Origin of the sequence: Aquicoccus porphyridii, assembly GCF_008369105.1 — a bacterium.
GTDB lineage: Bacteria > Pseudomonadota > Alphaproteobacteria > Rhodobacterales > Rhodobacteraceae > Aquicoccus > Aquicoccus porphyridii.
Window position 1 is genome coordinate 96,237 of record NZ_VINQ01000014.1, and the last position, 24,731, is coordinate 120,967.

Below are 24,731 nucleotides of genomic sequence, written 5' to 3' on the forward strand. Positions count from 1 at the left end.
TTTCATGTCCGACAATTGCGCCGGTGCGGCACCCGAAATTGCCGCCGCCGTGATGTCCGTGCTGGATGGGCGGGCACGCAGTTACGGCTCTGATGACGTGACCCTGGCCGCCCGGGCCACCTTGCGCGATCTGTTTGATGCGCCCGCCGCCGACGTGTTTCTTGTGCCCACGGGAACAGCGGCAAATGCCTTGGCCCTGGCGTCGGTTTGTCCGCCATGGGGTGCGATATATGCCGCGGGATCTGCGCATCTGGATGTTGACGAGTGCGGGGCTCCAACCTTTTTCACGGGCGGGGCCACTCTCAGGTTGCTCGACCATGCCGATGGCCTGATTGATCCTGCCGTGCTTGCCACTGCCTTGAGGCGGGGTCGGGTTGGGGATGTCCATGCCGTCCAGCCTGCCGCAATCTCCATCGCCCAGATCAGCGAACTGGGCGCGGCGTATACGCCACGGCACGTACACGCACTGACGGATATGGCCCATGATGCGGGCCTCTTCTGTCACATGGACGGGGCGCGTTTCGCAAATGCCGTGGCACATGCCGGATGCGCCCCGGCGGATATGACCTGGCGGGCCGGTATTGATGTCCTGTCGCTTGGCGCAACGAAGAACGGCGCTCTCGGTGCCGAAGCCGTCGTCATTTTCGATCCCGATCTTGCGCGGGACATGGGGTTTCGGCGCAAGCGGGCGGGTCACTTGCTGTCGAAAATGCGGGTGATGTCGACGCAGATCGTGACCATGTTCGGCAGCGACCTCTGGTTGCGGCTGGCCGGTCAGGCGAATGACGCCGCATCCCGGTTGGCGGCGGGGCTGGCGAAGGTGCCGGGTGCGACGGTCACAAATCGTGTCGATGGCAACATGGTCTTTGCCCGTCTTGATGCCGACATGGACGCCGCGTTGATTTCTGCCGGGGCGCGATACGCCCGAAGGTCGGAGCGCGATGGATCCGTTCGGGCGCGCCTCGTCACGGCATTCGATACGCAGTCTCGGGACGTCGATGCATTTCTTGACGTCGCAAGATCCCGTGCGCGGCCCTAGTCGATCATATCCTCAACCGGGGGCGTCGGGGTTCTTGATCGACCCGGCAACCTGACCTCCATCCAGTCGGGGAGATAGGCTTCGCCGTCATGCATTTCGCGAATATGGCGCCGCAGCATATCCATGAACCTGTTCGCGAGCGGCGACGCGATCCGGTCGCGTGGGCGAAACGCCGAGAAGGTGAACTCGATGGCCGGATCGAAGGGGATGGCGACGACATCGGGCCAGAATTCCTGGCGCACCCCCAGCGGCTCGACGATTGCAACGCCCACCCCGCGGGACACGAGAGCGTTGGCTTCGGCCGAGGCAAAAACCTCGATCCGCATTTTTCGCATCACCCGGTACTGTTCGAACACGCCATCGGTGATGTGGCGCATCCGGCTGTCGCGTGAAAATGAAATGAACTCTTCCCCCTCAAGATCCTTGGGGCCAACCCGATCACGTCCTGCCAGATGATGGTTCTTTGGCACGATGCACACCGAACTGGCATGAATCAGCGGTTCGATCTTCAGTGCCGGATGTTGAAACTGGGTGACCGAGAACCCGATATCGACATTGGCGGCCAGCACATCCGGCCCGACATTGGATGACATGTCCATAAGCACATCGACATCGGGGTTCTCTTTCGCAAATTCCGCAAGGGCATCGGCGACAAGCGTCAACCCGATCGTCGAAGCGGTGACGATGCGAAGCTCGCCTGTCCGAAAGGTTCTGAGGTCCTCTGCAAACCGCTCTACATCGGCGAGCGATGCGAACAGGCGTCGCACCTCGTTATACAGCAGGCGTGCTTCGTCGGTCGGGATCAGGCGTCGCTTTTCCCTCAGAAACAGTGTCAGGTTCAGGTCGATCTCAAGACCGGCCAGCATCTTGCTCATCGCGGGCTGCGTGACATACATCCGGTCGGCGGCCGCTGTCACCGTCCCGGTTTCCATGAACTGGATAAAGGCCTCAAGCTGTCTGTGGGTAATGCGCATGGTAAAAGCTCTCCGTTACCCGGACTGTAACGGCAGAGCGCGGAGTTACAAAAATATTCTCTTGCTGGCGAACCGTGCTGCGCGATCCCGTGCCGGTACGGTTCACGCCGCTGTTGGTGGCCAGCGGTCGGCCCAGGGCATAAGAGCTTCGACGGCGGCGGCGATGGCCAGAAGCCGTGCTTCGCTGTGCCAGGGCCCCACGATCTGCATCCCGATCGGAATCCCGCCGGACGACATCCCGACAGGTACGGACATGGCCGGATGGCCGCTTGCGTTCTGCGGAACCGTGTAGGGATACCATGCCTCGCGCAGCGGGCCGTGTTCGACGCCATCGACGACAAGCGGATCGTCCTGTTGCTGGCCAATCGGCAGAGATGGTGTTGCGATGGTCGGTGTAATGTAGACATCTGCCCCGTCAAACTGGCGTTCGACTTCGTGAAAGATATCGGTTCGGGCCTTCATCGCCTTGGCCAGAATATCGTATGTGTGCTGTGGACCCGGGGTCAGGGACATTCGTGCCGTCCGATCCATGCGGTCGCCGAATTCCTCGAGAAGATGTCCGAAGCGGGCGTATTGGTACGCGCGCATGTAAACAAGCGCGTTTGCGTTGTCGTAAACCGGATCTTCGATCACCCCGACATCCGTTGCGCCGGCATCGCCAAGGGCGGCAACCGCATTGTGAACGGCACTCTCGACTTCCGGATCGACCCATTCGTTTACCGTTCGCATGATCACCCGCAGTTTCAATCCCTTGAGCGCCGCTATTGGGTCACCCGCCATGGTGACGGGATCACTGTGGCCGCCGAATGACCAGGGGTCGCGCCGGTCAGGCCCCTTCATTTCGTTAAGACCGAGGACGAGATCGGCGACCGAGCGCGCCATGACACCGATGCAGGTGAACGAGCCGAAGACATCGGTGGTGGTTTCGTGCGGGATCGCGCCCCAGGTCGGCTTGATGCCGGTCACACCGCAAGCCGAGGCCGGTATCCGCCCGGACCCCGCACCATCAGACGAGACATGCAGGGGACCAAAGCCCATCGCGGTGGCAATGCCCGCACCGCCCGACGATCCCCCGCAGCTTCGTTCGAGGTTCCAGGGGTTCCGGCTGATGCCATTTGTCGGGCAATCCGTCAGCACCTTGTGACCGAATTCCGGCGTGGAGGTCTTGGCGAACGGGATGGCGCCCTTGCGGCGCAGGCGTGCGATGGCTTCGGCATCGTCATCCGCCACCATGCCCTTGAAAGCATGGGAGCCCATCTCGACGGGAAGCCCCTTTACCTTGAGCAGGTCCTTTGCCGTCACCGGGATACCATGAAGCACGCCCGGAGCTTCGCCTTTGGCCAGCGCAGAGTCCAGTGCCTCGGCCTGGGCCATTGCCGCGTCGGGATCGAGATGCGCGATTCCGTTGGTTTGAACGTCAAGCTTCTCGATACGGTCCAGCACCGCGCGCATCAGCGTTGCGGACTTGATCGCGCCGGATTTCAGTTTCGGAAGTAACGCGGTGGCCGTCATGCGACAAAGGTCGTCATCGTTCATCTTTGATAATCCTCCCAGGTAGCGTTGACCTTAGCCGCGAGATGTTTCGATGTCAGGGGATCGCAGCCCAAGGAATCTTCTTGCGTTTCCACCAAGCCAGGCGTCCGCAATGTCCGTTTCGACCGGAAGCGCGCGCACCTCTTCGATCACCCGTTTCATCGGCTGCATCGGCCATGCCGTGCCGACCATCATGCGATCCTTCAGAATTGTCCGCCCGTATTGAAGCAGCGGCCCGTAGCCTGAGTTTTCGACATTCAGGAGCTTGGGACGCATCGCGACCAGCCCGATCCACAGATTCGGATGACGCCATGCAACAGCCAGAAGTTCCTGCACCCAAGGCCATCCCGGCGGGGCGGCACAGACCCGTAGTTCGGGAAAGTCGCACATAACCCGGTCCAGCATTTCCGGGCGGCCGAAATCGGGCGATGACTGCAAGGAGAAGTTGATGCCGACATGGATGTTCACCGGGATGTCGAGCTCGATGCACTTTGCGTATAATGGATACATGCGCCTGTCGTCGACGGCGAGCCTGTTTTCGAAGCATTGCAGGTTCAGCCCTTTCAGGCCCAGATCCCTGATCGCATGTTCCAATTCCCGAACCGCAATCATCCCCTTGTTGGGATCGACCCCCGCAAATCCGATGAACTGGTCGGGATAGGCCGCAACGGTTTTTGCGACGGCCTCGTTGGTGACGCGCCCGCCGAAAGTGGTTTCCACGTCGCGCGCCTTGATGACCGTAAGGCCGATGCCGGCGTCGTCGCGGTTCTGAAACCACTGGCCCAGTTCGACCTGGCCGCGGGCGGCGGCCTTCTCCGACGTGGCATAGACACGCCGGTAGTTCGCAAGATGGCTGCCGTCGCCAAGGGACAGGCCGGGGATGGGTGGTGTCGCGCCGTAGTCGATGATCATGTCTTGCCCCTAGCGCCAGATGTTGTTCACACGGTCGAAAGCCCCGACCCGGTGATCGTCGCGGGCCTTTATCAGTTCTGCCTTTGCCACCTTGAACGAGGTTGTGCGTGGCATGGTGTCGATGAATTCGAAGTACCTCGGCACCTTGAACGGGGCGAGACGCCCACCGGCATAGGCGACAATCTGGTCGATCAGATCGGTGTCGGGGGCGTATCCGTTCTGAAGCGTAAGATATGCTTTGACTTCCTCTCCCCGGATGTCGTCGGGAACGGGTATCAGCGCGACTTCCTCGATCTCATCCATATCCCGCAGAACGCCTTCGACTTCGCGGCAGGCGATGTTCTCGCCAGAGCGTCGGATCATGTCCTTTTTGCGCCCAACGATGAAGTGGAAGCCCCGCGCGTCACGGCGAAACAGGTCGCCGGTATAGAACCAGCCATCCTTCAGCGCCTGGTCGGTCGCTTCGGGGTTTTCATGGTAGCCGAGGAACATTCCGGGCCCCCTGATGATAAGCTCTCCGATTTCGCCCACGGGAACCTCGGTGCCCGACTCGTCCACAATCCGGGTTTCGCGGAAGGGTGATGGGATGCCGCAGCTTCCCGATCCAACCATGTCCGTCGCTTCCATCGGCATGTAGAGGCCCGAACCGATTTCGGTCATGCCAAATGCTTCGCGTGCGGTCAGGCCATACCGTGTCTCGATTTCGGCATGGGCCGATGCCCTGACACCGTAGATATTGGCGCGGATGACGGGATTGTCCGCGTCATGCGGTGCTGGGGGTTGTTTGCTGGCAGCCTCGGGAAAAAGACAGAACTCGATCCGGTGCTCGCACAGCCAGCCCGAAAATTTCGAGGCGCTTTGCCGTTTACCAACGACAATGGTTCCCCGCTGGTAGATCGCCATCAACAACAGCCATTGAGGGTCCATGTAGCTGAATGGCGTGGTCGCAAGGATGCGGCGAAAACGTCGGCCATCGCGCCAGGCGTTCACCATGCCCGTCGTCAGCCAATACCTATGGGTCAGAAGACACCCCTTGGGGAGGCCGGTCGTGCCCGATGTATACTGGATATTCATCAGATCGTCGCGGTCGACATGCGCGCATGGACAATCCGCGGCGTCGGCGTTGCCCAGATTTTCCTGCCAGTCCTGCCCGCCAACGATAGCGACCTCGACATCGAGCTCCAGCTCGTCGAGCACACCGATCAGATCCACGTGGATCATGAGCAACCGTGCGCCCGAGTTCTTGACCAGGTAGGCCAGCTCCCGTGCCGAATACCGAATGTTGACCGGCACCATGACAGCCCCGATCCAGCCCAGCCCAAACCATGTCAGCGGCATCTCCGGCACGTTCGGCAGCATGACGGCCACGCGATCGCCTTTCCGGACATCCAGCGCGGCCAGAAGGGCACCGTATTTCAGGCTTTCCTGTCGAACCTCCGCGTAGGTGGCGCTGATCCCTTCATCGAAGAATTCCCATAGCGTGGCATCCGGGCATTCGGTGGCCGCGCCATCAAGGAGATCAGTGATCGACGCGGCAAAATCCGCCGCTTCGATGGCCGCCCGGCGCTGGGTCGGGGTCTGGTCTGGAAAGGTAAGGGGGACAGCCGTCATCGTGCTTTTCAGTTCCTGTGCTTGTCGTCGCGGACACCGCAATTGATCTTGTTGCAACCAGTTAGACTGCTGGGCAAAGCGTTATCAAATTTCGAATTGAGCCAAAAACATAACCTGAAGGTATGACTAGGGGGTGAGGAATAAATACATCAAATCATACAGTTGGGATTGGCTCCTCTCGTTTTCAGGGTCATTCCAAAACGGAATGAAATTCGTTTGACTTGATATTTGACTAAAGGGGGTCATTCGTCGGCAGACTAGCGGCACATCACAACGGGTGCGCCCGAACAACCGCGACGAACGGAGCCTGAATTTGCAAGACACGGATTCTGAAGCTGTCATTCTCAAGATCGACGACGTTTCGAAGGTGTTTGACGGAGCGCGTGCGGTTGATCGGGTTGATCTCGACGTGAACGAAGGCGAATTCGTCACGTTGCTGGGGCCGTCCGGTTGCGGCAAGTCCACGCTGTTACGGATGATCGCCGGGTTCGAAGTCCCTTCGTCCGGGCGCATCCTGATGCGGGGAAAGGATATGTCGCGAGACCCGGCGTATCAGCGCGAAATCGGAATGGTTTTCCAGAATCTGGCGCTGTTTCCCCACATGAATGTCTACGATAACGTGGCGTTCGGATTGCGGGCCCGCAAACGCACGGACGATCTGGACCGTCGTGTCCGCGAGATGATTTCAATGGTCGGGCTCGAAGGGTTTGAAAGCCGCAGGACCGGCCAGATCTCGGGTGGCCAGCGGCAACGCGTCGCCTTGGCGCGATCACTTGTCACCGCGCCCGATGTCCTGCTTCTCGACGAACCTCTCTCGGCGCTGGACCTGAAGTTGCGGCGGCAACTGCAGGTCGAGCTGAAGCGGATACAACGCGAAACTGGCATCACATTCATTTTCGTGACCCATGATCAGGAAGAGGCATTGTCGATGTCCGATCGGATAGCGGTGATGACCGCAGGGAAGGTCGACCAGTACGGCTCGGCGGTGGACATATATCACAAGCCGCAGACGGAGTTCGTGGCCCGGTTCGTTGGCGAAACGAATTTTCTCAGCGGATCGGTTTGCTCGGTTACGTCAGAGCAAACCGAACTCGATCTGGATGGCACGGATATCCGGCTCAGTGTCGCGACCACTTCGGCCGCCAGGCGACAGGGCGAGCGCATGTCGGTTTCCATCCGACCCGAGCATGTCCTGCTGGGGGCAAGGGGCGAGTATTCCGTTCCGGCCCGGGTGGTATCGCACAGCTTTTCAGGTGCGACGATTACCTATGCGCTGGACAGTGCCGCCGGCCCACTCTTGGCACAGGTTCCGTTTCAGCCGGGGCGGGGGCATCCGCTTTTGCCTGGCGAAACCGTATCGGCCGGCTGGCCAAACGACGCAATCACACTGATCCCGGCCTAACCGGGGCATTCAATTCGACAAGGAGGACTTGATATGAAACTGACACGACGCCAATCCATTCTCGGTGCCATGGGAACCGCCACGGCGCTTTCGCAGCCGTCACGATTGATGGCCCAATCCGGCCAACTCCTGCATGCCTCGTGGGGCGGCGGTGTTGGCGATACCTGGACCGAGGCGTTTGCGAAGCCTTATGCCGAGGAAACCGGAACCGCGGTCCGCATCGTCGAGGTCCCCAACCCTGAAGCCCAGTTTCGTGCGCAAGCCGGCAACCCGCAGTACCACACCGGCATCGGCACTTTTGTCCAGGGTGTGAACATGATGCGGGACGATATGCTGGAAACCTTCAGCATCGACGAATTGCCCGCGATGAAGGAAATCGACGAGAAATATTGGCTCAAGACCAAGGACGGACGCCTTGCCGGGATCACACCCTATTTTGCCTATTATGGCATCGCTGTGAACACCAACGAGGCGTCAGTCGGCGAGTTCAAGTCGTGGAAGAATCTTGCCGATGAAAAATGGGCAGGGCGCCTTGGCATGACACGTCCGATCTATCTGTCGACCTACGATCTGACCATCCTCTCCAAGGCCGCGGGCGGTGACGAGTTCAATACCGAAGGAGGGCTGGACCTTCTTGAAGGGATGGCCCGGAACGTACTCAATGTGTCCAACTCGCTGGCGCAGCAGAACACCATGCTTGAACGCGGAGAGGTTGCAGCGATGCCATTCTATTCTGTCCGGGTCTGGTCGTTGAACGAGGCCGGGGTGGATTATGTGCGAATAGTCATCCCCGAGGAGGGCGCCCTTCTTCTGCCCTATGTGGTGGTTGCCCCCAAAGGTGTCGCGGATCGCGAGATGGTGGCAAACTGGCTCAATTATATCGCGGGCGCTGCTCCGCAAGAGCGTGGCATGGCGATCTCGGGATACATCCCGGCGAATTCCAAGGCCGAGGCGACTGACGAGATTACGGCGAAACTTGGCATGAGCTATTCCGATTTGCGGGCAAAACTCTATCAGCCCGACTGGGGCCATATCGCCGAGCATCAGAAAGACACGGTCGCAACCATCGACCAGATGCTCGCCAATCTCTGAAAGTGTCGGCCCGGTACGCGCCGGGCCGATGCCGCACAAGCCGGAGGCTGCTGCTGTGCCCAAGTTCTCCCGTTCCGTCCTTCTCCTTGCGCCATCCGCCCTGCTCATGGGCGTTTTCCTGATCGGTTTGATCGGGCTGATCACGTCATCCTTGTCGATAGATGGTCAGCTTGATCTTGGGCACTACACAGCGATCCTGAATCGACCGGACTATGTCGAGATGCTTGGACGGACTCTCAGGATTGCGGCGTTGACCACGTTCTTCTCTGTCCTGCTCGGATTTCCGACCGCTTATTATGTGGCGCGCTATCGCGGCAACCGAAACTTTCTGCTGCTGCTGATCATCTTTCCATGGTTGGTGTCCATCGTGGTGCGCAGCTATGGCTGGGTTGTGATCCTGGGGCCGAGGGGTCTGATCAACGGATTTGCCAGCTGGGTCGGGCTGGCCGATCGGCCTATGAAGCTGATGTACAATGATTTCGGGGTGATCCTTGGGCTGGTGCACGTCCTGCTGCCGTTCATGATTATCGCAATCCTGTCGGTCATGTTGCAGATTCCACGCTCGATGGAGGAAGCCTCGATGAGCTTGGGCGGTCGACCCGCCCACAGCTTTCGGACAGTGGTTCTGCCGCTGGCGTTGCCCGGCATCTTGACCGGAATCACCTTGGTCTACCTCATGGCAACAGGCGCAATCGTGACGCCCCTGTTGCTTGGGGGGCTGGGGGACACGATGCTTGGCACCGAGATATTTCAGGAAGTGATGCACTTCTTCGACTATCCGAAGGCAGCAGCATTGGCGACGGTTCTGTTGATCACAGCGCTTGGCGTTGTGCTTCCTATACAGATATTCGAACGCTGGCTGGTTCGGCGACTTTCAGATGGGGCCGGCCAATGACCTCTCGCATCATAGCCGTGGCGGTCCTGTTGTTTCTTCCGCTGCCGATCGTCATCGTCGTTCTGTCGTCCTTCACCTCGGCAGGCTATCTTTCTTTTCCGATAAAGGGAGTGTCCTTGCGCTGGTATGCGGAATTCCTTGGGTCTGCAGACTGGCTTCGCGTGATGGGAACGTCGGCTCTTTTGGCGTTGATCGGGGCGACCGTCAGCACTGCGGCATCCCTTGGCGCAGCATGGGCGGTGGTTCGGCATCGCATCCGTTTCGGCACGGTTTATGAAACCATCCTTCTGACGCCGCTGATCTTTCCTCATGCGGCAATTGGCGTGATCATGATTGTCACGCTTTCCAGCTTGGGGTGGTTGGGCACATTCACCGGGCTGGTGTTGGTGCATTGCATTCTGACCATTCCCTATGCCTATCGCCCTGTCGCTGCGGCTCTTCGCAAGGCGGACCCGGCGCTGGAAGAGGCGGCGGCCAGCCTTGGGTCACGTCCATGGCGCACCTTTTGGCAGGTGTCCTTGCCCGCCGTCCGACCGGGCCTTGTCACCTCTCTTCTGTTCAGCTTCATCATCTCGTTTGACGAGGTGACGGTGACGATGTTCCTTGTCGGCCCATTCGTGATGACACTGCCGGTGCAGGTTTTCTCCGAGGTCCTGGAAAGCGCCAGTCCCGTGATTGCGGCGGTATCTGCAACCTTGGTATTGTTCACGTCCGCGATGGTATTCGTTCTGGATCGGGTAATCGGAATCCAGTTCTTTGTTGAGCGCGATTGATGGCCGATCTGATCCAGACACCCTATTGGTGGGAAGAAGCGCCGCCGCGCAGTGTTCCGAATGCGCCCCCGGCGCGGACGGACGTGGTTGTGGTCGGGGGGGGCTATACCGGATTGAATGCCGCCATTGCGCTACGCCAATCGGGCATTGCAGTCACAGTTGTCGAGGCGGAAGATTTCGGCTTCGGGGCCAGCAGTCGCAACGCCGGTCACGTTTCTAGCGGCGTGAATTTGGGTAAATCGGCTGCGTCATCCAAGGTTCGCTCGCCTATGGAGCGCCGACTGCTGGCGGCGTTATTAGAGCAATTGAAGAATGAAGCGGCTGCCTCGTTCGATTTTCTTGAGGCCCGTGTTGGCGAACTGGGGCGAAATGTCGAATACCGACGGTCAGGGCGCGTCGTCTGTGCGTCGCTGCCTTCGCATTTCGACGCGCTGCGGGCCAAGTCGGCCAAGATGACTCGCGACGGAGTTCACCTGTTCGAGAGGGCGGAGCAACGACGCGTAATCGGGTCAGACATCTATCATGGCGTGATGACCATCGACCGGGCAGGGCAGCTTCACCCTGGAAAATACGTTCAGGCGCTGGTGGATCTGGCGATGGACGAAGGTGCGCAGCTTTGTAGCAACTGTAGCGTTACCGCTATCGAACGACGTCACGGGGGGTTCAGGGTAAAGACTCGGCAGGCAAGCGTTGATTGCGATCAGGTCCTGATCGCGACAAATGGCTACTCTGACGGTCTTTATCCTTGGGTCCGGCGACGGATCATACCGGCAGCCAGCTATATCGTCGTCACCGATGTCCTGCCCGAAGGCATGATCGAGGAGCTGTTGCCGAACGGGCGCACCGCGGTCGACAGCAGGCGGTTGCTCAGCTATTTCCGCCCGACGCCGGACCGGCGCCGGATTCTGTTTGGGGGGCGGGCCAGCTTGCGGATGCAGGACGCGGGTCGCGTGGCGCAAGAGCTTGCCGGTCGCCTGCACGAGGTTTTCCCGCAGACCAAAGGGATCGCGATTCGAAATGCGTGGTCCGGTCGGATAGCCTTTACCTTTGATCTGCTTCCACATTTTGGGGAACATGGTGGGATCGTGTATGCCCTTGGGTGCAACGGATCGGGTGTCGCGATGCAAAGCTATCTTGGGCACATGGCAGGCCGTGCAATGGCGGGAAAGGAACGATCCGCCTTCTGGAATCTTGATTTCCCGACCATGCCATTCTATCGCGAGACGCCGTGGTTCCTGCCTGCGGTTACTGGTTGGTACAGGTTTCGGGACGTGCTGGAACGTATGACCGGGGTCTGAAGGTCTGTGTACCGGGGACGGGAGTGGGCAAAATCTGTGGATGGCTTGCTATGATGTAGTGGTTGTTCAAACAGGCGGATCACCATGGATGTACGGGACTATTGTCGAAGCGACTTTTGAAAATGGGACCAAACAATCTCATCGCCTAGACAGCATCTGCCGCCCACTTCGGCAAGCCGGATCGGAGAACTTAGAGCTCATGATGAGGGACGTCCGAAGCTTGCTTCGGGAAATGCAGGAAGCTGTCCTTCGGGATCAGATCGAGGAAATATCGGAAACGAGCAGGATCTGCCCCGACTGCAACCGACAGGCTGACCATCACAATGGTGGCCACTTGACCACCACGATTTGCCCACTCCCGGTCCGGTGTCCTCCGGGACGGAGGCAGATCGATCTCGCGTAAGGCGGTCGAGATGGCGCAACCAGCATCAACCTCGTGAATGACATTCCAGACGATCAGTCCCGGACGCCATCATGAAGCAGCATCGCCTGACTTCGGAAAGAACCAAGACCCCAGCGGACAACGAACCGAATACCCTTGACAATACCGCGATCAGAGAACTGTTTTCTGCCGTATCAGCGTGCCAAACCGCGCTCGGTCAGATAGGCCATCGAGCGCGGGATGCGAGTCTTGTCGCGCAGTTCTAGAACCAGCCGCGGGCCGTGGTCCAGCTCTGCAATGGCGCGGAACACCGCGTCCCACAGAATCGTGCCTTCGCCGAGGCTCCAGTGCCGGTCGGCATAGCCGTCGGCATCCTGCAGGTGCACATGCTCAAGCTGCGCACCAGCATCCTGAATAAAGTAATCCACCGGCGGCGCACCGGTCGAGCCATGAGCGTAATGCGCGTGCCCAGTGTCCACCGACAGTTTCACCCGGTCGGAATTGAAGCTGTCGGCCAGCGCGCGACGTTCGGCGGGGTTGATGTCCATGATGTTCTCGATCACCAGGGTTACGCCCTGATCCTCGGCGCGTTTGACCACCGCATCCAGCGTGTCATGGGTGAACTCGATCACTTTGGCGCGTGATCCGGGGATGTTATCAAGGTTGTTGTGATCCCAGGTCGTGTAGGGCGAATGGATCACCATCTGATCTGCGCCGATGGCCTTGCAGACATCCAGCCCCTGCATCATCCGCATCTCGACCACGCGGCGGATCGCCGGGTCCATCGAATGAATGGTGAATCCCCAGAACGGGCCGTGGATGCCGATGCGGCCCTTGTGACCGTCCAACTGGCGGCGGGTCTCTTCGGCCAGCGGCTGCCAGTCATTGTCCAGCGTTTCGGCGAAGAAGAAGCTTTGCACCTCGATGTCGCGGTCGGCCTCGAGCAGCCAATCTCGGTAGTCGGCCAGCGCGTCGACTGGCAGGCAGGCCCCGATCACAGGAAGATCTGAGGTCATGTCATTTATCCTTTCAGATTGACAATGCCCCAACTTTAGGTCCGTGCGGTAACAGGCATATAACGGGTGGGTGACGCTTTCATGGCGGGCGTAAGAAGGGGCTGCGGGCGCTGTCATCCAGGTGATACCCAAGCGACATCAAGTATTAGAAAAAATGTCACGCTCGCGTTGCCGCGCCGTCATGCGCTCTACCCTACGATGGCGATATCTTTCGTTCATCCCAATGAGGACTTCATGACCTTGCTCAAGACCCTGACAAAGGCTCCGGGTGCCGCGATCTTCATCGCCGCCCTGTCTCTGCCGTTGCCCGCCCTTGCGGACGATCGCCCCGAGATTACCGTGGCGGTGCAGGATATCGTCACCTCCGGCGCGCTGGATGTGATGCGCGAACGCTCGAACGTGGGCGCGCGCGTGTTCTTCTCAATCTTTGAATCGCTGATCGATTTCGAACGCCAGGAACTGGACCTGCCGCAAAAACCCATGCTGGCGACAGAGTGGCGGCAGGTTGACGACCTGACGGTGGAACTGACTCTGCGCGAGGGCGTCGTGTTCCACAACGGCGACACGCTGGATGCTGATGACGTAGTGTTTACCTTCTCGCCCGAGCGTTTCGGGATGCTGCCCGAGCAGATGGCCGCCCAGGAAGACGGCAAGCAGCTGTTCACCTCGAACGTGTCCGGCGTGCAGGGCAAAGTGCCTCCGCCCGAGGTCGCCGCGATCTACAAGCGTTCATGGCCGCTGCTGGAGCGCGTGGAAAAGGTCGATGACATGACCGTGCGCTTCGTCACCACGCAGCCAGACCCCACGCTGATCGGTCGCATCTCGCGTTATGGCTCGGAAATCTATTCGCAGCAGGGCTATGCCGCCGCCGAAAGCTGGCTTGCGCACGCGCAAAAGCCCATCGGCACTGGCCCCTACAAGGTGGTGCGTTTCGAAGATGACACCATTCTGGAGCTTGAGGCCCATGACGAGTACTGGGGCGGCACGCCCCCGATCAAGAAGCTGACATTCCTGGTGGTGCCCGAGGTGGCCAGCCGCGTGAACGGTCTGCTGTCGGGTGAATATGACTTCATTACCGATGTGCCCCCGGATCAGATTGACCTGATCGAACGCGAAGCCGGGTTTCATGTCGTTGGCGGCCCGATCACCAACCACCGCCTGATGGTGTTCGACAAGAACAACGGTGCCATGCAGGATCCGCTGGTGCGCCGCGCCATCACCCATGCCATCCCGCGCGAGGCGATCGTCGATGCCCTTTGGGGCGGCCGCACCCGCGTGCCTGCCGGTCTGCAGTGGGAATACTATGGCGATATGTTCATCGACGGCTGGGAAGTGCCCGAGTACAACCCCGAACTGGCCAAGGACCTGCTGGCCGAGGCCGGGTATGATGGCGAGCCGATCCAGATGCGCGTGCTGAACAACTACTACACCAACCAGGTCTCGACGGCGCAGATCAGTGCCGAAAGCCTGCGCCAGATCGGTCTGAACATCGACTTCCAGATGAAGGAAAACTGGCAGCAGATCACCGACCCCAGCGATGGCAAGCGCGCGATCCGCGACTGGTCGAACTCGGCCCCCTTCCCCGATCCGGTGGCCTCGATCGTGAACCAGCATTGCCAGAACGGCGGTCAGCAGCAGACCGGCGAATGGACCAATGAGGAGTTCAACGAGAACTGCCTGATCCTGGAACGCTCGATGGATCAGGACGCGCGCAAGGCTGCCTTTGCCCGGATGCTGGAGATCATCGAGCGCGAAGATCCCGGTTATACCGTGCTGCACCAGAACGCGATCTTCTACGGCAAACGCCAGGATATCGAATGGGAATGGTCGGGCCTGCAGTCGATGGACTTCCGCACCGAGAATTTCCGCATCAAGGGTATGCAGTAACCGCCCCCAGCCGGTCCGGGCCGCCATCATGCGGTCCGGGCCATTTGCTTTTGATTTCCCCCCAAACGGAGCCACCCATGACCACCCCCCTGATGCAGTTGCGCGGCTTGACCGTGGATTTCGACACCGGCCCGCGCTTCGTGCGCGCGTTGCACGGGATCGACATGGAGATCCGCCGTGGCGAGACACTGGGCGTGGTGGGGGAATCCGGGTGCGGCAAGTCGATCACATGGCTGGCAGCCCTTGGCCTTCTGGGCGGCGCACGCGTTTCAGGGCAGGTGTTGTTTGACGGCGATGACCTGCTGGGGATGGGTCCGCGCGCCCTGTCAAAGGTGCGCGGCGGGCGCGTGGCGCTGATTTTTCAAGACCCTGCCAGCGCGTTGAACCCGGTGCAGCGCGTGGGCCGCCAGATCGGTGAAGCACTGGCGCTCCATCGCGGCCTGCGCGGGGATGCCGCCCGAACCGAGGCGCGCCGCCTGCTGGACCGTGTGGGCATGTCCAACGCAGCCCAGCGGCTGAATGAATACCCGCACGAGCTGTCGGGGGGCATGAACCAGCGGGTAATGATCGCCATGGCGCTGGCGGGCGAGCCTGACCTGCTGATCGCGGATGAGCCCACAACCGCGTTGGATGCCACGATTCAGGCGCAGATCCTGGACCTGCTGGGCAATCTGCAACGTGAAACCGGCATGGCGCTGGCGCTGATCTCCCATGATCTGGGGGTGATCGCCGACATGGCCGACCGGGTGGCGGTGATGTACGCGGGACGGGTGATCGAAGAGGCCCCCGCTGCCGATCTGTTCGCTACGCCCGGCCATCCATACACGCGCGGTTTGCTCGCTGCCCTGCCTGATCTGGACGGCCCGCGTGCGCGATTGGCCGCCATCCCAGGTTCAGTTCCTGCCCCCAACGGGCTGCCGCCCGGTTGCGCCTTTGCCCGGCGCTGCGCCCATGTTGACGGGGTGTGCGAGACAGCCCCGCCGACCCTGCGCGTCTTACCGGACGCACCCGCCCGGCACGTTGCCTGTGCGCGCATGGATGCGCTGTGGTGTGGCCAAAATAGTGTCGCAGCCGCCCCACAGACACGCGAAAGGGCAAACGCATGAGCGATGTTCTGCTCTCGGCCCGCGCGTTGGCGCGGCATTACCCGGTGCGCCTGCCCGGTGGTTTGCTGGGCCGTCCGGCCACGCTCAAGGCCGTGGACGGCGTCGATTTCGATCTGGCGCGGGGCGAGGTTCTGGGGCTGGTTGGTGAATCCGGCTGCGGCAAATCCACCACCGCTAAACTGGTGCTGGGCCATGTGCCCCCGAGTTCGGGTGAGGTGCGGTTTGACGGAGCGCCAGTGCCCACCGACAGGCGCGCCGACTGGCGGCGGCTGCGGCGGCGCATGCAGATGATCTATCAGGATCCGCTGGGCGCGCTGGACCGCCGCTTGCCCATCGTTGCACAGATCGGCGAGCCCTTCGACATCCACTGCCCTGACATGCCCCGCCCCGAGCGGCGCGAGCGCGCAGCGGCACTGATGGCCTCAGTGGGGCTGCGCCCCGATCAGGCGGGCAGCTATCCGCACGAGTTGTCTGGCGGGCAGCGGCAGCGCGTGGTGATCGCTCGGGCACTGGCGCTAGACCCCGAATTGCTGGTTTGTGACGAGCCTGTGTCTGCGCTGGACGTGTCTATTCAGGCGCAGGTGCTGAACCTGATGTCGGATCTGCGCGACCGCACCGGCTTTGCTGCGCTGTTCATCAGTCATGACTTGAAAGTGGTGCGCCAGATGGCCGACCGGGTGGTGGTGATGTACCTGGGCCGCATCGTCGAGGAGGGGCTGCCCGATCAGGTGTTTCACGCGCCACTGCACCCCTATACGCAGGCGCTGGTATCGGCCGCGCCCACCCCGCACCGCCGCGCGCGCAACCGCATCGTTTTGCCTGGCGATCCGCCCAATCCTGTCGATGTGCCGTCCGGCTGTCCGTTTCACCCGCGCTGCCCCGCCGCTGTTGCCCGCTGCCGGTCCGAAGTGCCCAGCCTGGTTCGCGACGCAGGCCGCGCCGTCGCCTGCCATCTCGCCCAATCCGCCGGAGGTGATCTGTCTCCTGCCCCGCGTGCGCTCAAAGCAAAGGTCGCCTGATGCTGCTCTATACCCTGTCCCGTCTGGCCCGTGCTTTAGTTACCGTGGTGCTGATCGTCACGCTGGCCTTCATCATTCTGCGGATGACCGGCGATCCGTCGATCATCATCCTTGGACCCGACGCGCCCGAGCAGGCCTACGAGGCGTTCCGCCGCAACTGGGGCCTTGATCAGCCACTGATCGTGCAGTATTTCAAGTATTTCGGTGCCATTGCCGAGGGTGATCTGGGCCGGTCGATGCGCGATGGCCGCCCCGCGTTGGATGTGGTGATGGACCGCGTGCCGATGACACTGGCACTTACCCTGCCCGCGCTGGTGTTCAACCTGATCCTGGGGCTGGGGGCCGGGGTGTTCGCCGCGCTGAACCGTAACACATGGATCGACCGCGCGATCATGACCGTGTCGGTGGTGGGCTTTACCGTGCCCAGTTTCGTGATGGGGCTGGTGCTGGCGATGGTCTTTGCGGTGCAACTCAAATGGCTGCCCTCGGGCGGATCGGGCAGTTGGGCCCACGCCATATTGCCTGTGATCTCGATGGGCATGATCGGGGCGGCGGTGATCGCGCGCTTCACCCGCTCGGCCATGCTCGAGGTTCTGGGCCAGCCCTATATTCGCACGGCCAGCGCAAAGGGGCTGAGTTGGGGCGCGGTGGTGCTGCGCCACGCCCTGCCCAATGCTGCCATTCCGGTGCTGACCATCATCGGTTTCATGGTCGGCTCGCTGGTGGCGGGGGCGGTTGTGATTGAGAGCATCTTTTCCTGGCCCGGTCTGGGCCGGTTGCTGGTAGGGGCGGTAGCCAATCGCGATCTGGCGGTGGTGCAGACCATCCTGATTCTGATCGGTTTCACCATGGTGTTTGCCAATCTGATGGTCGATCTGGCCTATGGCTGGGTCGATCCGCGCCTGCGCATCCGCACGCTGTCCACCGCGAAATAAGGAACCCGACATGACCATCACAACACCCGACCCCCGGCAAGGCTCGGCCTCGGTCTTTACCGCGAAATCGCGGGCGCGCGCGTTCTTCCAGAAATACCCGATACTGATCCTGCTGTCGATCTTCTGGATCGTTCTGATGCTGGCGGTGGCAGGTCTTGGCCACCTGGTCGCCCCGCGCGATTTCATGGCGATGAACCTGTCCGAGCGCCTGTCCGAACCCGTTGGTATGGGCGGAACATGGGCCTATCCACTGGGCACAGATGAATTGGGCCGCGATGTGGTGTCGCGCCTCATTGCCTCGATCCGGATCAGCCTGACCATCGCCTTTCTGGCCACGCTGGTGTCCGCCACCATTGGTGTTGCGCTGGGGTTTCTGGCTGCTTTTCTGCGCGGGCGGGCCGAACAGACGATCCTGATGGTGATCGACGCGCAGGCAGCCATGCCCTTCATGATCATCGCGCTGGCCGTTCTGGCTTTCCTGGGTAATTCGCTGACGCTGTTCACCATCCTGCTGGGGTTTTATGGCTGGGAAAGGATTGCGCGGATCGCGCGCGGTCTGGCCATTGCCGCACAGGATCAGGGTTACGCCGCCGCGGTGCGTGATCTGGGGGCCTCACCCTCACGTATTTATGGCCTGCACATCCTGCCCAACATTGCCTCGACCCTTCTGGTGTCGATGACGCTGAATTTTCCCGAAGTAATCTTGCTGGAATCGGGTCTGTCCTTCCTCGGCCTGGGGGTGCAGCCTCCCGAAACCAGCCTGGGCGCAATGGTGGGATACGGGCGCGATTACATCCAGTCGGCCCCCTGGATCATGCTGGCTCCGGCGGCGGTGATTGTGGTGACCACACTGTGCGTATCGCTGCTGGGTGACTGGTTGCGCGATCTGTTCGATCCAACGCTACGGTAGGTCTACGCCAAACTTGTTCCATAGTACTCCTACCCGTGGCATTGCCAACTTGTTTAGCGTTGCTTGTACGAGCCCGAGCCGGTCCGATCAGGGGTCATTTCAACGGTGTAGTCTTTCCATAGTTTGAACGCATCGGTTCGAGCGTGGCAATAAGAAGATGCAGAGAGGCGATAACGACGGGGTCGGAAGACGATGTTGATCTGGTCATGGGCGGCAAGGAAACGCTGGGCCTGACTAGGTGATTTGAACCGCCCCATGAGCTTTTCTCGTTTTCGGGTTGGTCGATGTGACCCTTCGATCCGATTGTTCAAGCCATTATGTGCGCGATGGTCGGCGCCGGGAGCCAAGTCACGAATTGGCTTGATGTAGTTGCGTAACTTATCCGTGACAATCACTTGGGGTTCGCCAAAACGATTGATCAACCGCTGCAGGAAGCGCCTGGCCGCCTTGGCGTTACGTTGCTTTTGCACAAAGATGTCGAGCACCGTCCCCATTTGCATCAACGGCACGCCAGAGTCAGTACTTTTCGCCACCCATTGATATGACAACCTCATCGAGGTGCCATTTGTCTGCCGCTCCGGGACGATCGCGTTTGATACATGACGCGAAATGCCCGCCAAACCGGTTCACCCACTGCCGAACTGTCTCCCGGCCTACGATCCACTGCGCTCGGCGAGCAAGTCTTCTACATCCGCCGTGCTTAGCGAAAACCCGTGGTAGGCCCAAACGGCATAGGCAACAACGCCCCGGGGAAAACGAAAGCCTTTCAGACGCGGCATGTCCGATGGTATCTTCATGCTGAACTCTCTGGACTGAGGTCAGCGCGCAAACAAATTGGCAATGAGACCTATTGGAATATCAGAACGCGTTCCCTGACAAGTCCCCTGAGAGGGTTTGCCTAAGACGGCCTCGGTCAAACAGAGATACACTGGTGTCGTTCTCTGCTTGGGCAACGAGAAACTGTCGTTTGTGAATGGGAATTTCGCATTGGCAATAAGTTCTTTATGGGCGCACCTTGAGTGGTGATCGCGGTCATAAATCCGGGCTGATTGCGGCCTGGATCGTTCTGCTCTTGATTGATGGTCTGGCTACTCTCGGGCTGATGCGGCTTGAATTCGGGCACGGACTGGACCGGCTTTTTCAAAGCGATACGGCTCGGTATCAAGATTACGCTGCCTTTGCCGAAGAGTTCGGTGAAACAATCGAATTGCTGATCCGGGTGGAGGGCGAAGACCTTGCCGCCCCCGAGAGTCTGGCCGCACTCGAAACCTTTCTGATCGAGCTGCAACTGGCGGGGGAGACGTGGACCGTCCTGTCTCCTCTTTCGATTCCAGTGCCCGATGACCAAGGCGCAGCGGTCACTCTGGACCGGCTGAGGGGTCCGACCGCGGGCGCTTGGGCCCGGGCGTTTGACACTCAACCTCTGCTGTCGCGTTTCCTGAGGGAGGACCGCAAAGCGGCTCTCGTCACTGTTCTAGGCGTTGCCGACACATCTGACCTCGATGTGATCCGGTCTCTCGCAACGCAACACCTGGCCGACGGCGAACTTGATTTCGGTATCAGCGGCCTGCCAGTCATCCTGGACCGTTCTCGTGCGCTGCTGGTGCAGGATTTTTTGGTGCTGAACGGGGCAGGAGCAATCCTGGGCACCGCTGTCGCGGTGCTCGCGATGGGCAGTTTCTGGCTCGCTTTGATCACGCTTCTTTCCGCAGGAACCGCAGTGCTGTGGGCCATGGGTGTGATGGGATGGATGGGGATCGAGATCAACGTGATTTCGATCGCGTTACCAGTTCTGGTGCTGGCGCTGGCGTTTTCGGACGCCGTTCATGTGGGCCTGGACCAGCGCGCGTTGACGAAGGATGGCATGGCCAGCCCGGTCTGGCCGGCTCTGCGGAGGATTGGCCCGGCAGCATTGCTGACGTCGCTGACGACCGCGATCGCCTTTGCATCGCTCGGTGTGTCGGGGTCCGCGGTTCTGGCAGGGGTGGGGGCAGGGGGCGCCTTGGCGATGATCGTGGCGTGTTTTGGCGTGTTGGCGGCCAACGGCCTTGTAGGGGCCACCTTGCTGCGGGTTTTGACGCCGGATCGGATTTATCTGCCGCAACATAGAATGACATCGCGCCTGTTCGACTGGCAGATTCTTCCGAGGATAGGGCTGGCGGCCCCGCGTGCGGTTTCAATTGCCGCGATCGGCGTCGCGGCAATTGCAGCTTGCCTTTATCTGACGGCATCCCCGCGCTTTTCATTTGACGAAAACCTGCGGGAAAACGATCCCGCGCGCGCCGTTCTGGAACAGATCGAACGGGATTTCGGGGCTATGGCCGCGATACAAATACCTGTGGAGGCCGGATCGGGCGAACCAGTGGACATGGCGCGTTCCATTATCGCGGCGTTGCCACAACCGTTGGCGGAAAATGCTGTATCCTTGGCGGCGATGGCAGATGCAGCCGCCGCAGCGGGACTGTCTTTGGATGAGCTGATGAGGTCTATGGCCCCATGGGTTCAGAACGCTCTGATAGGTGGCGCCAACGGGCGGTTTCTGGTGTCGGTGCTTTTTGACGACACCGGAGCCAGGGACACCCGCGTGCTGAGCCGGGCCATCGAGCAGAGGCTGGACGAGGCGTTGCTGCCGGATCTGGCAGATCAGGTGGGACGCGTGACGGGCCCCTATGTGATGTCGGCCTTTGTCAGCGAAACGATGATCCGGGCCCTGAGTGTGAGCCTGCTGCTGTCCATTGCCGCCTCGGGCCTCATCATCGCGATCTGGCTTCGCAGTGCAAAGCTGGGTCTGCTGGCACTGGTGCCGAATGTGTTGCCCGTGGCGCTGGCGGGCGCGGGTATGGGCGTCAGCGGTCACGGGCTGTCCTTCGCGGCCGGGATTGCACTGACGCTCGCCTTCGGAATTTCCGTCGATGATACGATCCATGTCCTGAATCGCCTGCGGTTGGCCTCCAACGGCCTGCGACCGGCCTGTCTACATATCCGACCGGTGATGCAACAAGTGACACCGGCTCTTGTCATCACGACCCTGGTGCTCACGGCAGGACTGAGCAGCACACTTGCCGCAACCCTGCCAACCGTAGTAGTTTTCGGTATGCTTGCAATTACTGTGCTTTTTCTCGCGTTAATTTCAGATCTGCTGATTTTACCGGCTATGATCCAAAGGTTTCATCTGTGAAGCCCCGGGCGCATAGTTGGGCTTACGCCGCGTTTCTTATCTGTGGCGTACTTTACGGCGGTTCCGCAGAGGCGCAGGCACAGTCGCTGGCAGAAGCACTGGCCGGGGATTGGGTCGGCACTGGCACGTTGGCAAACGGATATGAGGCCGTGCCCCAGACCGGTCGATGCCGGGTAGAGATCGCACAGGGTGAGGATAAGGCGGTACTGGATATTACCGGGACATGTGCCATCCCTTCGGGCCGGTCGCGGTTTGCGCTGCGTGCCGTTCTGGACGGCGACAATCGGGTCCGTGCTGCGGCGCGGGCCAATGGGGTTGAGGGCACGACCCAATATGCCGGAACGGTAACTCGCACAGGGCTGGACATCGTATCGCGCGCACCTATCATTCTGGATGATGCTCAGTTTCAATCGCGCTTCGTGATCAAGTTGCCGGCTAAGAACGCGTTTCGTATGCTGCACTGGCTCCAGCCCGCAGATGCGGCGAGCGCCAGACAAACCCTCGCCATGGATTTCCAGCGGAAGCAGGGTATGCCATGATCGGGGGGGCGGATATGGGCCGCCGAACCGGATGGCTGATCACGCTTGCGATACTGGCTTGGGCCGGGAACATGATCTATGCCTTCGGCGCCCCCGGGGGGTGGATCAAACACCTTTCTCCCGCCATCGTTGCCGCAGCGCTGTTGGCCTATGTCATCCGGCATGGCGGCCTGCGTTATGGCGGGCCAATGATGCTGCGGTTCGTCGTTACGGTTTTCGCCGTCGGCTGGACTTTTGAAAGCCTCAGCGTGCTGACCGGGTTTCCCTTCGGCCGCTACCATTACACAGATGTGATGGCCCCCTTCATCGGGCATGTTCCGGTCTTCGTTCTCCCGGCCTATCTGGTGATGGGCTATGCTGCGTGGTCCCTAGCAACTCTTATGCTGGACGGCCGAACGGTGGAGCTGGCCCCGCAATCGGCATGGCGGACGCCTTTGCTGGCGGCCTTCCTGATGGTATTGTGGGATTTGTCCATGGACCCGCTGCGTGCCACGGTCGAAGGCAGGTGGGTCTGGATCGACGGCGGGGCGTATTTCGGCGTACCAGTCACGAATTATGTTGGCTGGTTTCTGGTCACATGGGTGATGTTTCAGTGCTTTGCCTTGCAACTCGGGCAGCAGGCTCCACGCATTGTGCCCGGATTGGTGCAGGACAAAGGGTATTGGCTGTCCATTCCCATTGCCTATGCCGCCTTCGCCGGAGAGTATTTGCTGAACCCGTTTACGGGACATGGCCAATCGCAGGGGTTCGTCAATGCAACCGAACTCCGGGTTCAGGAGATTTTTACGTCAGTTGCGATGATCGCATCTTGTACCTTGATCCCAGCGATGGCTCTTGGGCTGTTCCGGGCACTCAAAACGACCGTTGCGGAGCGATATGATGCGCCGTTCCCGCGCGATGGCAGGTCGACCGGAAAGGCCACGCGATGAGTCGACCGGATACGGAAAGCGTGGAGCTGCACCGCTGGAAGACCAGGGCCGAAACCGTGGACGGAGAGCTCTGCACGATGATCGAGGCGTTCAGGGCGACCGGACCCGACCATCCCCATCACATCCACCAGTTGTTCGCCGAGTTGTATCTTTGTACGACGCGGCATTGGCTTGCCCGCCTGGCCGACCGCGAAGACAGCGAATATGCCTATCGCGTGATTTGCCATTTCTTGCAGTTCTACAAAGACCACGTGCTGGACCGGATCGACCATCCGCTGGATACCATCGCGCCGCATTGGCGCAGCTATCACCGCATGGCGCGACGTCAGACCATCCAGTCGCCGATTTCGGCACACCTGATCCTGATTTCAGTGGGTGCCCGGGCACACACGCACGGTGACCTGGGGCATGCCATGTCTTTGGCGGAAAAAGATATTGCGCACCGGTGCGGATCGGGATCAGCATCGCTTGCCGAACGCCAAAAGATTTTCGGCGGCATTGCGGATGACGCATTTTACCATGCAGCACTTGATTACGTGGCACTGCACCACGCCCGTCAGGCAGGTTGGCGGCGCATTGTTCTCAAGCTCTATCGCGTCGGGCTGTACACGCTGAGGCCGGTGTGGCTGTCGGTGTTTCAATGGTGGCGCCGCACAGGATACGGCAAAGTGGTCGCTGCCACGGCGAGGTCGCGTACGACATACTGGGGGAAGGATTCACCTCAAGACCTCTGAATCGCCGGAGGGAGTGGGTGATCAGTTCCTCGACCTGAGCGAGTTCGACGTTGCGGTACTCGCCACCATCGCCTACCATCAGCCCGTCACCCGCGATGGCCTGAAGGACATCGTCGGCAAGGAGGTCAGACGTAACCTGATTGATCCTCCCCCAATGAAGTGGTCCGCCGTTATGTTTAGGAAAACGGAGGATCAGAATGGCTACGAAACGACACAAGCGCGAGGAAATTGTCGCGAAGCTGCGGCAGGTTGAGGTGCTTGTCGGGCAAGGCATGGCGCGGGTGGATGCGATCCGCGAGGTTCGCATTACCGAGCAGACCTATTATCGCTGGCGCAAGCAGTATGGCGGTATGGGAACCGACCAACTCAGGGAGTTGAAGCGTCTCCAGAAAGAGAACGAACGGCTGAGGAAAGCTGTGTCAGACCTGACGTTGGACAAGCTCATCCTGAAGGAGGCTGCACGGGGAAACTTCTGAGCGCCGCTCGCCGCCGGGCCTGCATCGATCATGTGCGCAGCACGTTCACAATCTCTGAGCGTCGGGCTTGTCGTGTCCTGGGCCAGCACCG

The 24,731-nt window shown here is 60.5% G+C and carries 20 protein-coding genes and 3 pseudogenes; 17 read left to right on the forward strand and 6 right to left on the reverse strand.

The features are described 5' to 3' along the window. Positions 1-4: 4 nt before the first annotated feature. Entirely contained in the window at positions 5-1,039 is a 1,035-nt protein-coding gene (locus tag FLO80_RS16220) for a threonine aldolase family protein (RefSeq protein WP_223145494.1), read from the forward strand. Here the strand turns inward: FLO80_RS16220 and FLO80_RS16225 are convergent. The 4 genes from FLO80_RS16225 to FLO80_RS16240 all read right to left on the reverse strand — a co-directional run bounded on the left by FLO80_RS16225 (position 1,036) and on the right by FLO80_RS16240 (position 6,069). Continuing rightward, positions 1,036-2,013 (reverse strand): LysR family transcriptional regulator, encoded by a 978-nt coding sequence (locus tag FLO80_RS16225; RefSeq protein WP_111364176.1) that lies wholly within the window; start codon positions 2,011-2,013, stop codon positions 1,036-1,038. The two genes, FLO80_RS16220 and FLO80_RS16225, sit on opposite strands and share 4 nt — an antisense overlap. Positions 2,014-2,115: 102 nt before the next feature. Beyond that, positions 2,116-3,549 (reverse strand): amidase, encoded by a 1,434-nt coding sequence (locus FLO80_RS16230; protein ID WP_111364174.1) that lies wholly within the window; start codon positions 3,547-3,549, stop codon positions 2,116-2,118. A 30-nt stretch (positions 3,550-3,579) separates the two neighbouring features. After that, positions 3,580-4,458, reverse strand: a complete 879-nt coding sequence (locus FLO80_RS16235) for an amidohydrolase family protein (RefSeq protein WP_111364172.1) — start codon at positions 4,456-4,458, stop codon at positions 3,580-3,582. A 9-nt stretch (positions 4,459-4,467) separates the two neighbouring features. Beyond that, positions 4,468-6,069 (reverse strand): class I adenylate-forming enzyme family protein, encoded by a 1,602-nt coding sequence (locus FLO80_RS16240; protein ID WP_111364170.1) that lies wholly within the window; start codon positions 6,067-6,069, stop codon positions 4,468-4,470. Positions 6,070-6,382: 313 nt separating this feature from the next. Here FLO80_RS16240 and FLO80_RS16245 point away from each other — a divergent pair, with 313 nt between their 5' ends. From FLO80_RS16245 to FLO80_RS16265, 5 genes are read left to right on the forward strand one after another with little or no spacing between them, the layout of a single operon-like run. Beyond that, entirely contained in the window at positions 6,383-7,471 is a 1,089-nt protein-coding gene (locus tag FLO80_RS16245) for an ABC transporter ATP-binding protein (protein ID WP_223145495.1), read from the forward strand. A gap of 33 nt (positions 7,472-7,504) precedes the next feature. Further along, a complete protein-coding gene (locus FLO80_RS16250) occupies positions 7,505-8,563 on the forward strand; it encodes an extracellular solute-binding protein (RefSeq protein ID WP_111364168.1) in 1,059 nt (352 codons plus the stop codon). A gap of 28 nt (positions 8,564-8,591) precedes the next feature. Then, on the forward strand, positions 8,592-9,458 hold the full coding sequence (locus tag FLO80_RS16255) for an ABC transporter permease (RefSeq protein WP_111364166.1): 867 nt from the start codon (positions 8,592-8,594) through the stop codon (positions 9,456-9,458). After that, positions 9,455-10,231 (forward strand): ABC transporter permease, encoded by a 777-nt coding sequence (locus FLO80_RS16260; protein WP_111364164.1) that lies wholly within the window; start codon positions 9,455-9,457, stop codon positions 10,229-10,231. The genes FLO80_RS16255 and FLO80_RS16260 overlap by 4 nt, the downstream gene beginning before the upstream one ends. Beyond that, entirely contained in the window at positions 10,231-11,529 is a 1,299-nt protein-coding gene (locus tag FLO80_RS16265; RefSeq protein WP_111364162.1) for an NAD(P)/FAD-dependent oxidoreductase, read from the forward strand. Before FLO80_RS16260 ends, FLO80_RS16265 begins: the two co-directional genes overlap by 1 nt. A 576-nt stretch (positions 11,530-12,105) precedes the next feature. Here FLO80_RS16265 and FLO80_RS16270 read toward each other — a convergent pair. Beyond that, a complete protein-coding gene (locus FLO80_RS16270; RefSeq protein ID WP_111364158.1) occupies positions 12,106-12,927 on the reverse strand; it encodes a sugar phosphate isomerase/epimerase family protein in 822 nt (273 codons plus the stop codon). Positions 12,928-13,161: 234 nt separating this feature from the next. Here FLO80_RS16270 and FLO80_RS16275 point away from each other — a divergent pair, with 234 nt between their 5' ends. The 5 genes from FLO80_RS16275 (at position 13,162) to FLO80_RS16295 (ending at position 18,784) form a co-directional block, all read left to right on the forward strand. Beyond that, a complete protein-coding gene (locus tag FLO80_RS16275) occupies positions 13,162-14,814 on the forward strand; it encodes an ABC transporter substrate-binding protein (RefSeq protein ID WP_111364156.1) in 1,653 nt (550 codons plus the stop codon). A gap of 77 nt (positions 14,815-14,891) precedes the next feature. Then, positions 14,892-15,920, forward strand: a complete 1,029-nt coding sequence (locus tag FLO80_RS16280) for an ABC transporter ATP-binding protein (protein WP_111364154.1) — start codon at positions 14,892-14,894, stop codon at positions 15,918-15,920. Continuing rightward, the gene (locus FLO80_RS16285; RefSeq protein ID WP_111364152.1) at positions 15,917-16,939 is read left to right on the forward strand and encodes an ABC transporter ATP-binding protein; all 1,023 of its coding nucleotides are present in this window, start codon (positions 15,917-15,919) and stop codon (positions 16,937-16,939) included. The genes FLO80_RS16280 and FLO80_RS16285 overlap by 4 nt, the downstream gene beginning before the upstream one ends. After that, positions 16,939-17,874, forward strand: coding sequence for an ABC transporter permease (locus FLO80_RS16290; RefSeq protein WP_111364150.1), 936 nt, complete (start codon positions 16,939-16,941; stop codon positions 17,872-17,874). The genes FLO80_RS16285 and FLO80_RS16290 overlap by 1 nt, the downstream gene beginning before the upstream one ends. A 10-nt stretch (positions 17,875-17,884) precedes the next feature. Then, positions 17,885-18,784: an ABC transporter permease gene (locus tag FLO80_RS16295; protein WP_246156708.1), complete on the forward strand. Its 900-nt coding sequence runs from the start codon at positions 17,885-17,887 to the stop codon at positions 18,782-18,784. A 53-nt stretch (positions 18,785-18,837) separates the two neighbouring features. On the opposite strand, the pseudogene FLO80_RS16300 reads toward FLO80_RS16295, so the two are convergent. Beyond that, positions 18,838-19,581, reverse strand: a pseudogene (locus tag FLO80_RS16300) (IS6 family transposase). 218 nt (positions 19,582-19,799) lie between these two features. Here FLO80_RS16300 and FLO80_RS16305 point away from each other — a divergent pair. From FLO80_RS16305 to FLO80_RS16330, 6 genes and pseudogenes are all read left to right on the forward strand, one after another. Further along, on the forward strand, positions 19,800-21,962 hold the full coding sequence (locus FLO80_RS16305; RefSeq protein WP_111364146.1) for an efflux RND transporter permease subunit: 2,163 nt from the start codon (positions 19,800-19,802) through the stop codon (positions 21,960-21,962). Next, complete coding sequence (locus tag FLO80_RS16310) at positions 21,959-22,501, forward strand: hypothetical protein (protein WP_111364144.1); 543 nt, start codon at positions 21,959-21,961, stop codon at positions 22,499-22,501. Before FLO80_RS16305 ends, FLO80_RS16310 begins: the two co-directional genes overlap by 4 nt. Before the next feature lie 71 nt (positions 22,502-22,572). Further along, positions 22,573-23,430: a carotenoid biosynthesis protein gene (locus tag FLO80_RS16315; protein ID WP_188078316.1), complete on the forward strand. Its 858-nt coding sequence runs from the start codon at positions 22,573-22,575 to the stop codon at positions 23,428-23,430. Continuing rightward, complete coding sequence (locus FLO80_RS16320) at positions 23,427-24,164, forward strand: hypothetical protein (RefSeq protein ID WP_111364140.1); 738 nt, start codon at positions 23,427-23,429, stop codon at positions 24,162-24,164. The genes FLO80_RS16315 and FLO80_RS16320 overlap by 4 nt, the downstream gene beginning before the upstream one ends. Positions 24,165-24,177: 13 nt before the next feature. Continuing rightward, positions 24,178-24,306 (forward strand): annotated as a pseudogene (locus tag FLO80_RS16325) (SMC-Scp complex subunit ScpB); the annotation flags it as partial. Between the two features lie 55 nt (positions 24,307-24,361). Then, positions 24,362-24,731 (forward strand): annotated as a pseudogene (locus FLO80_RS16330) (transposase); the annotation flags it as partial.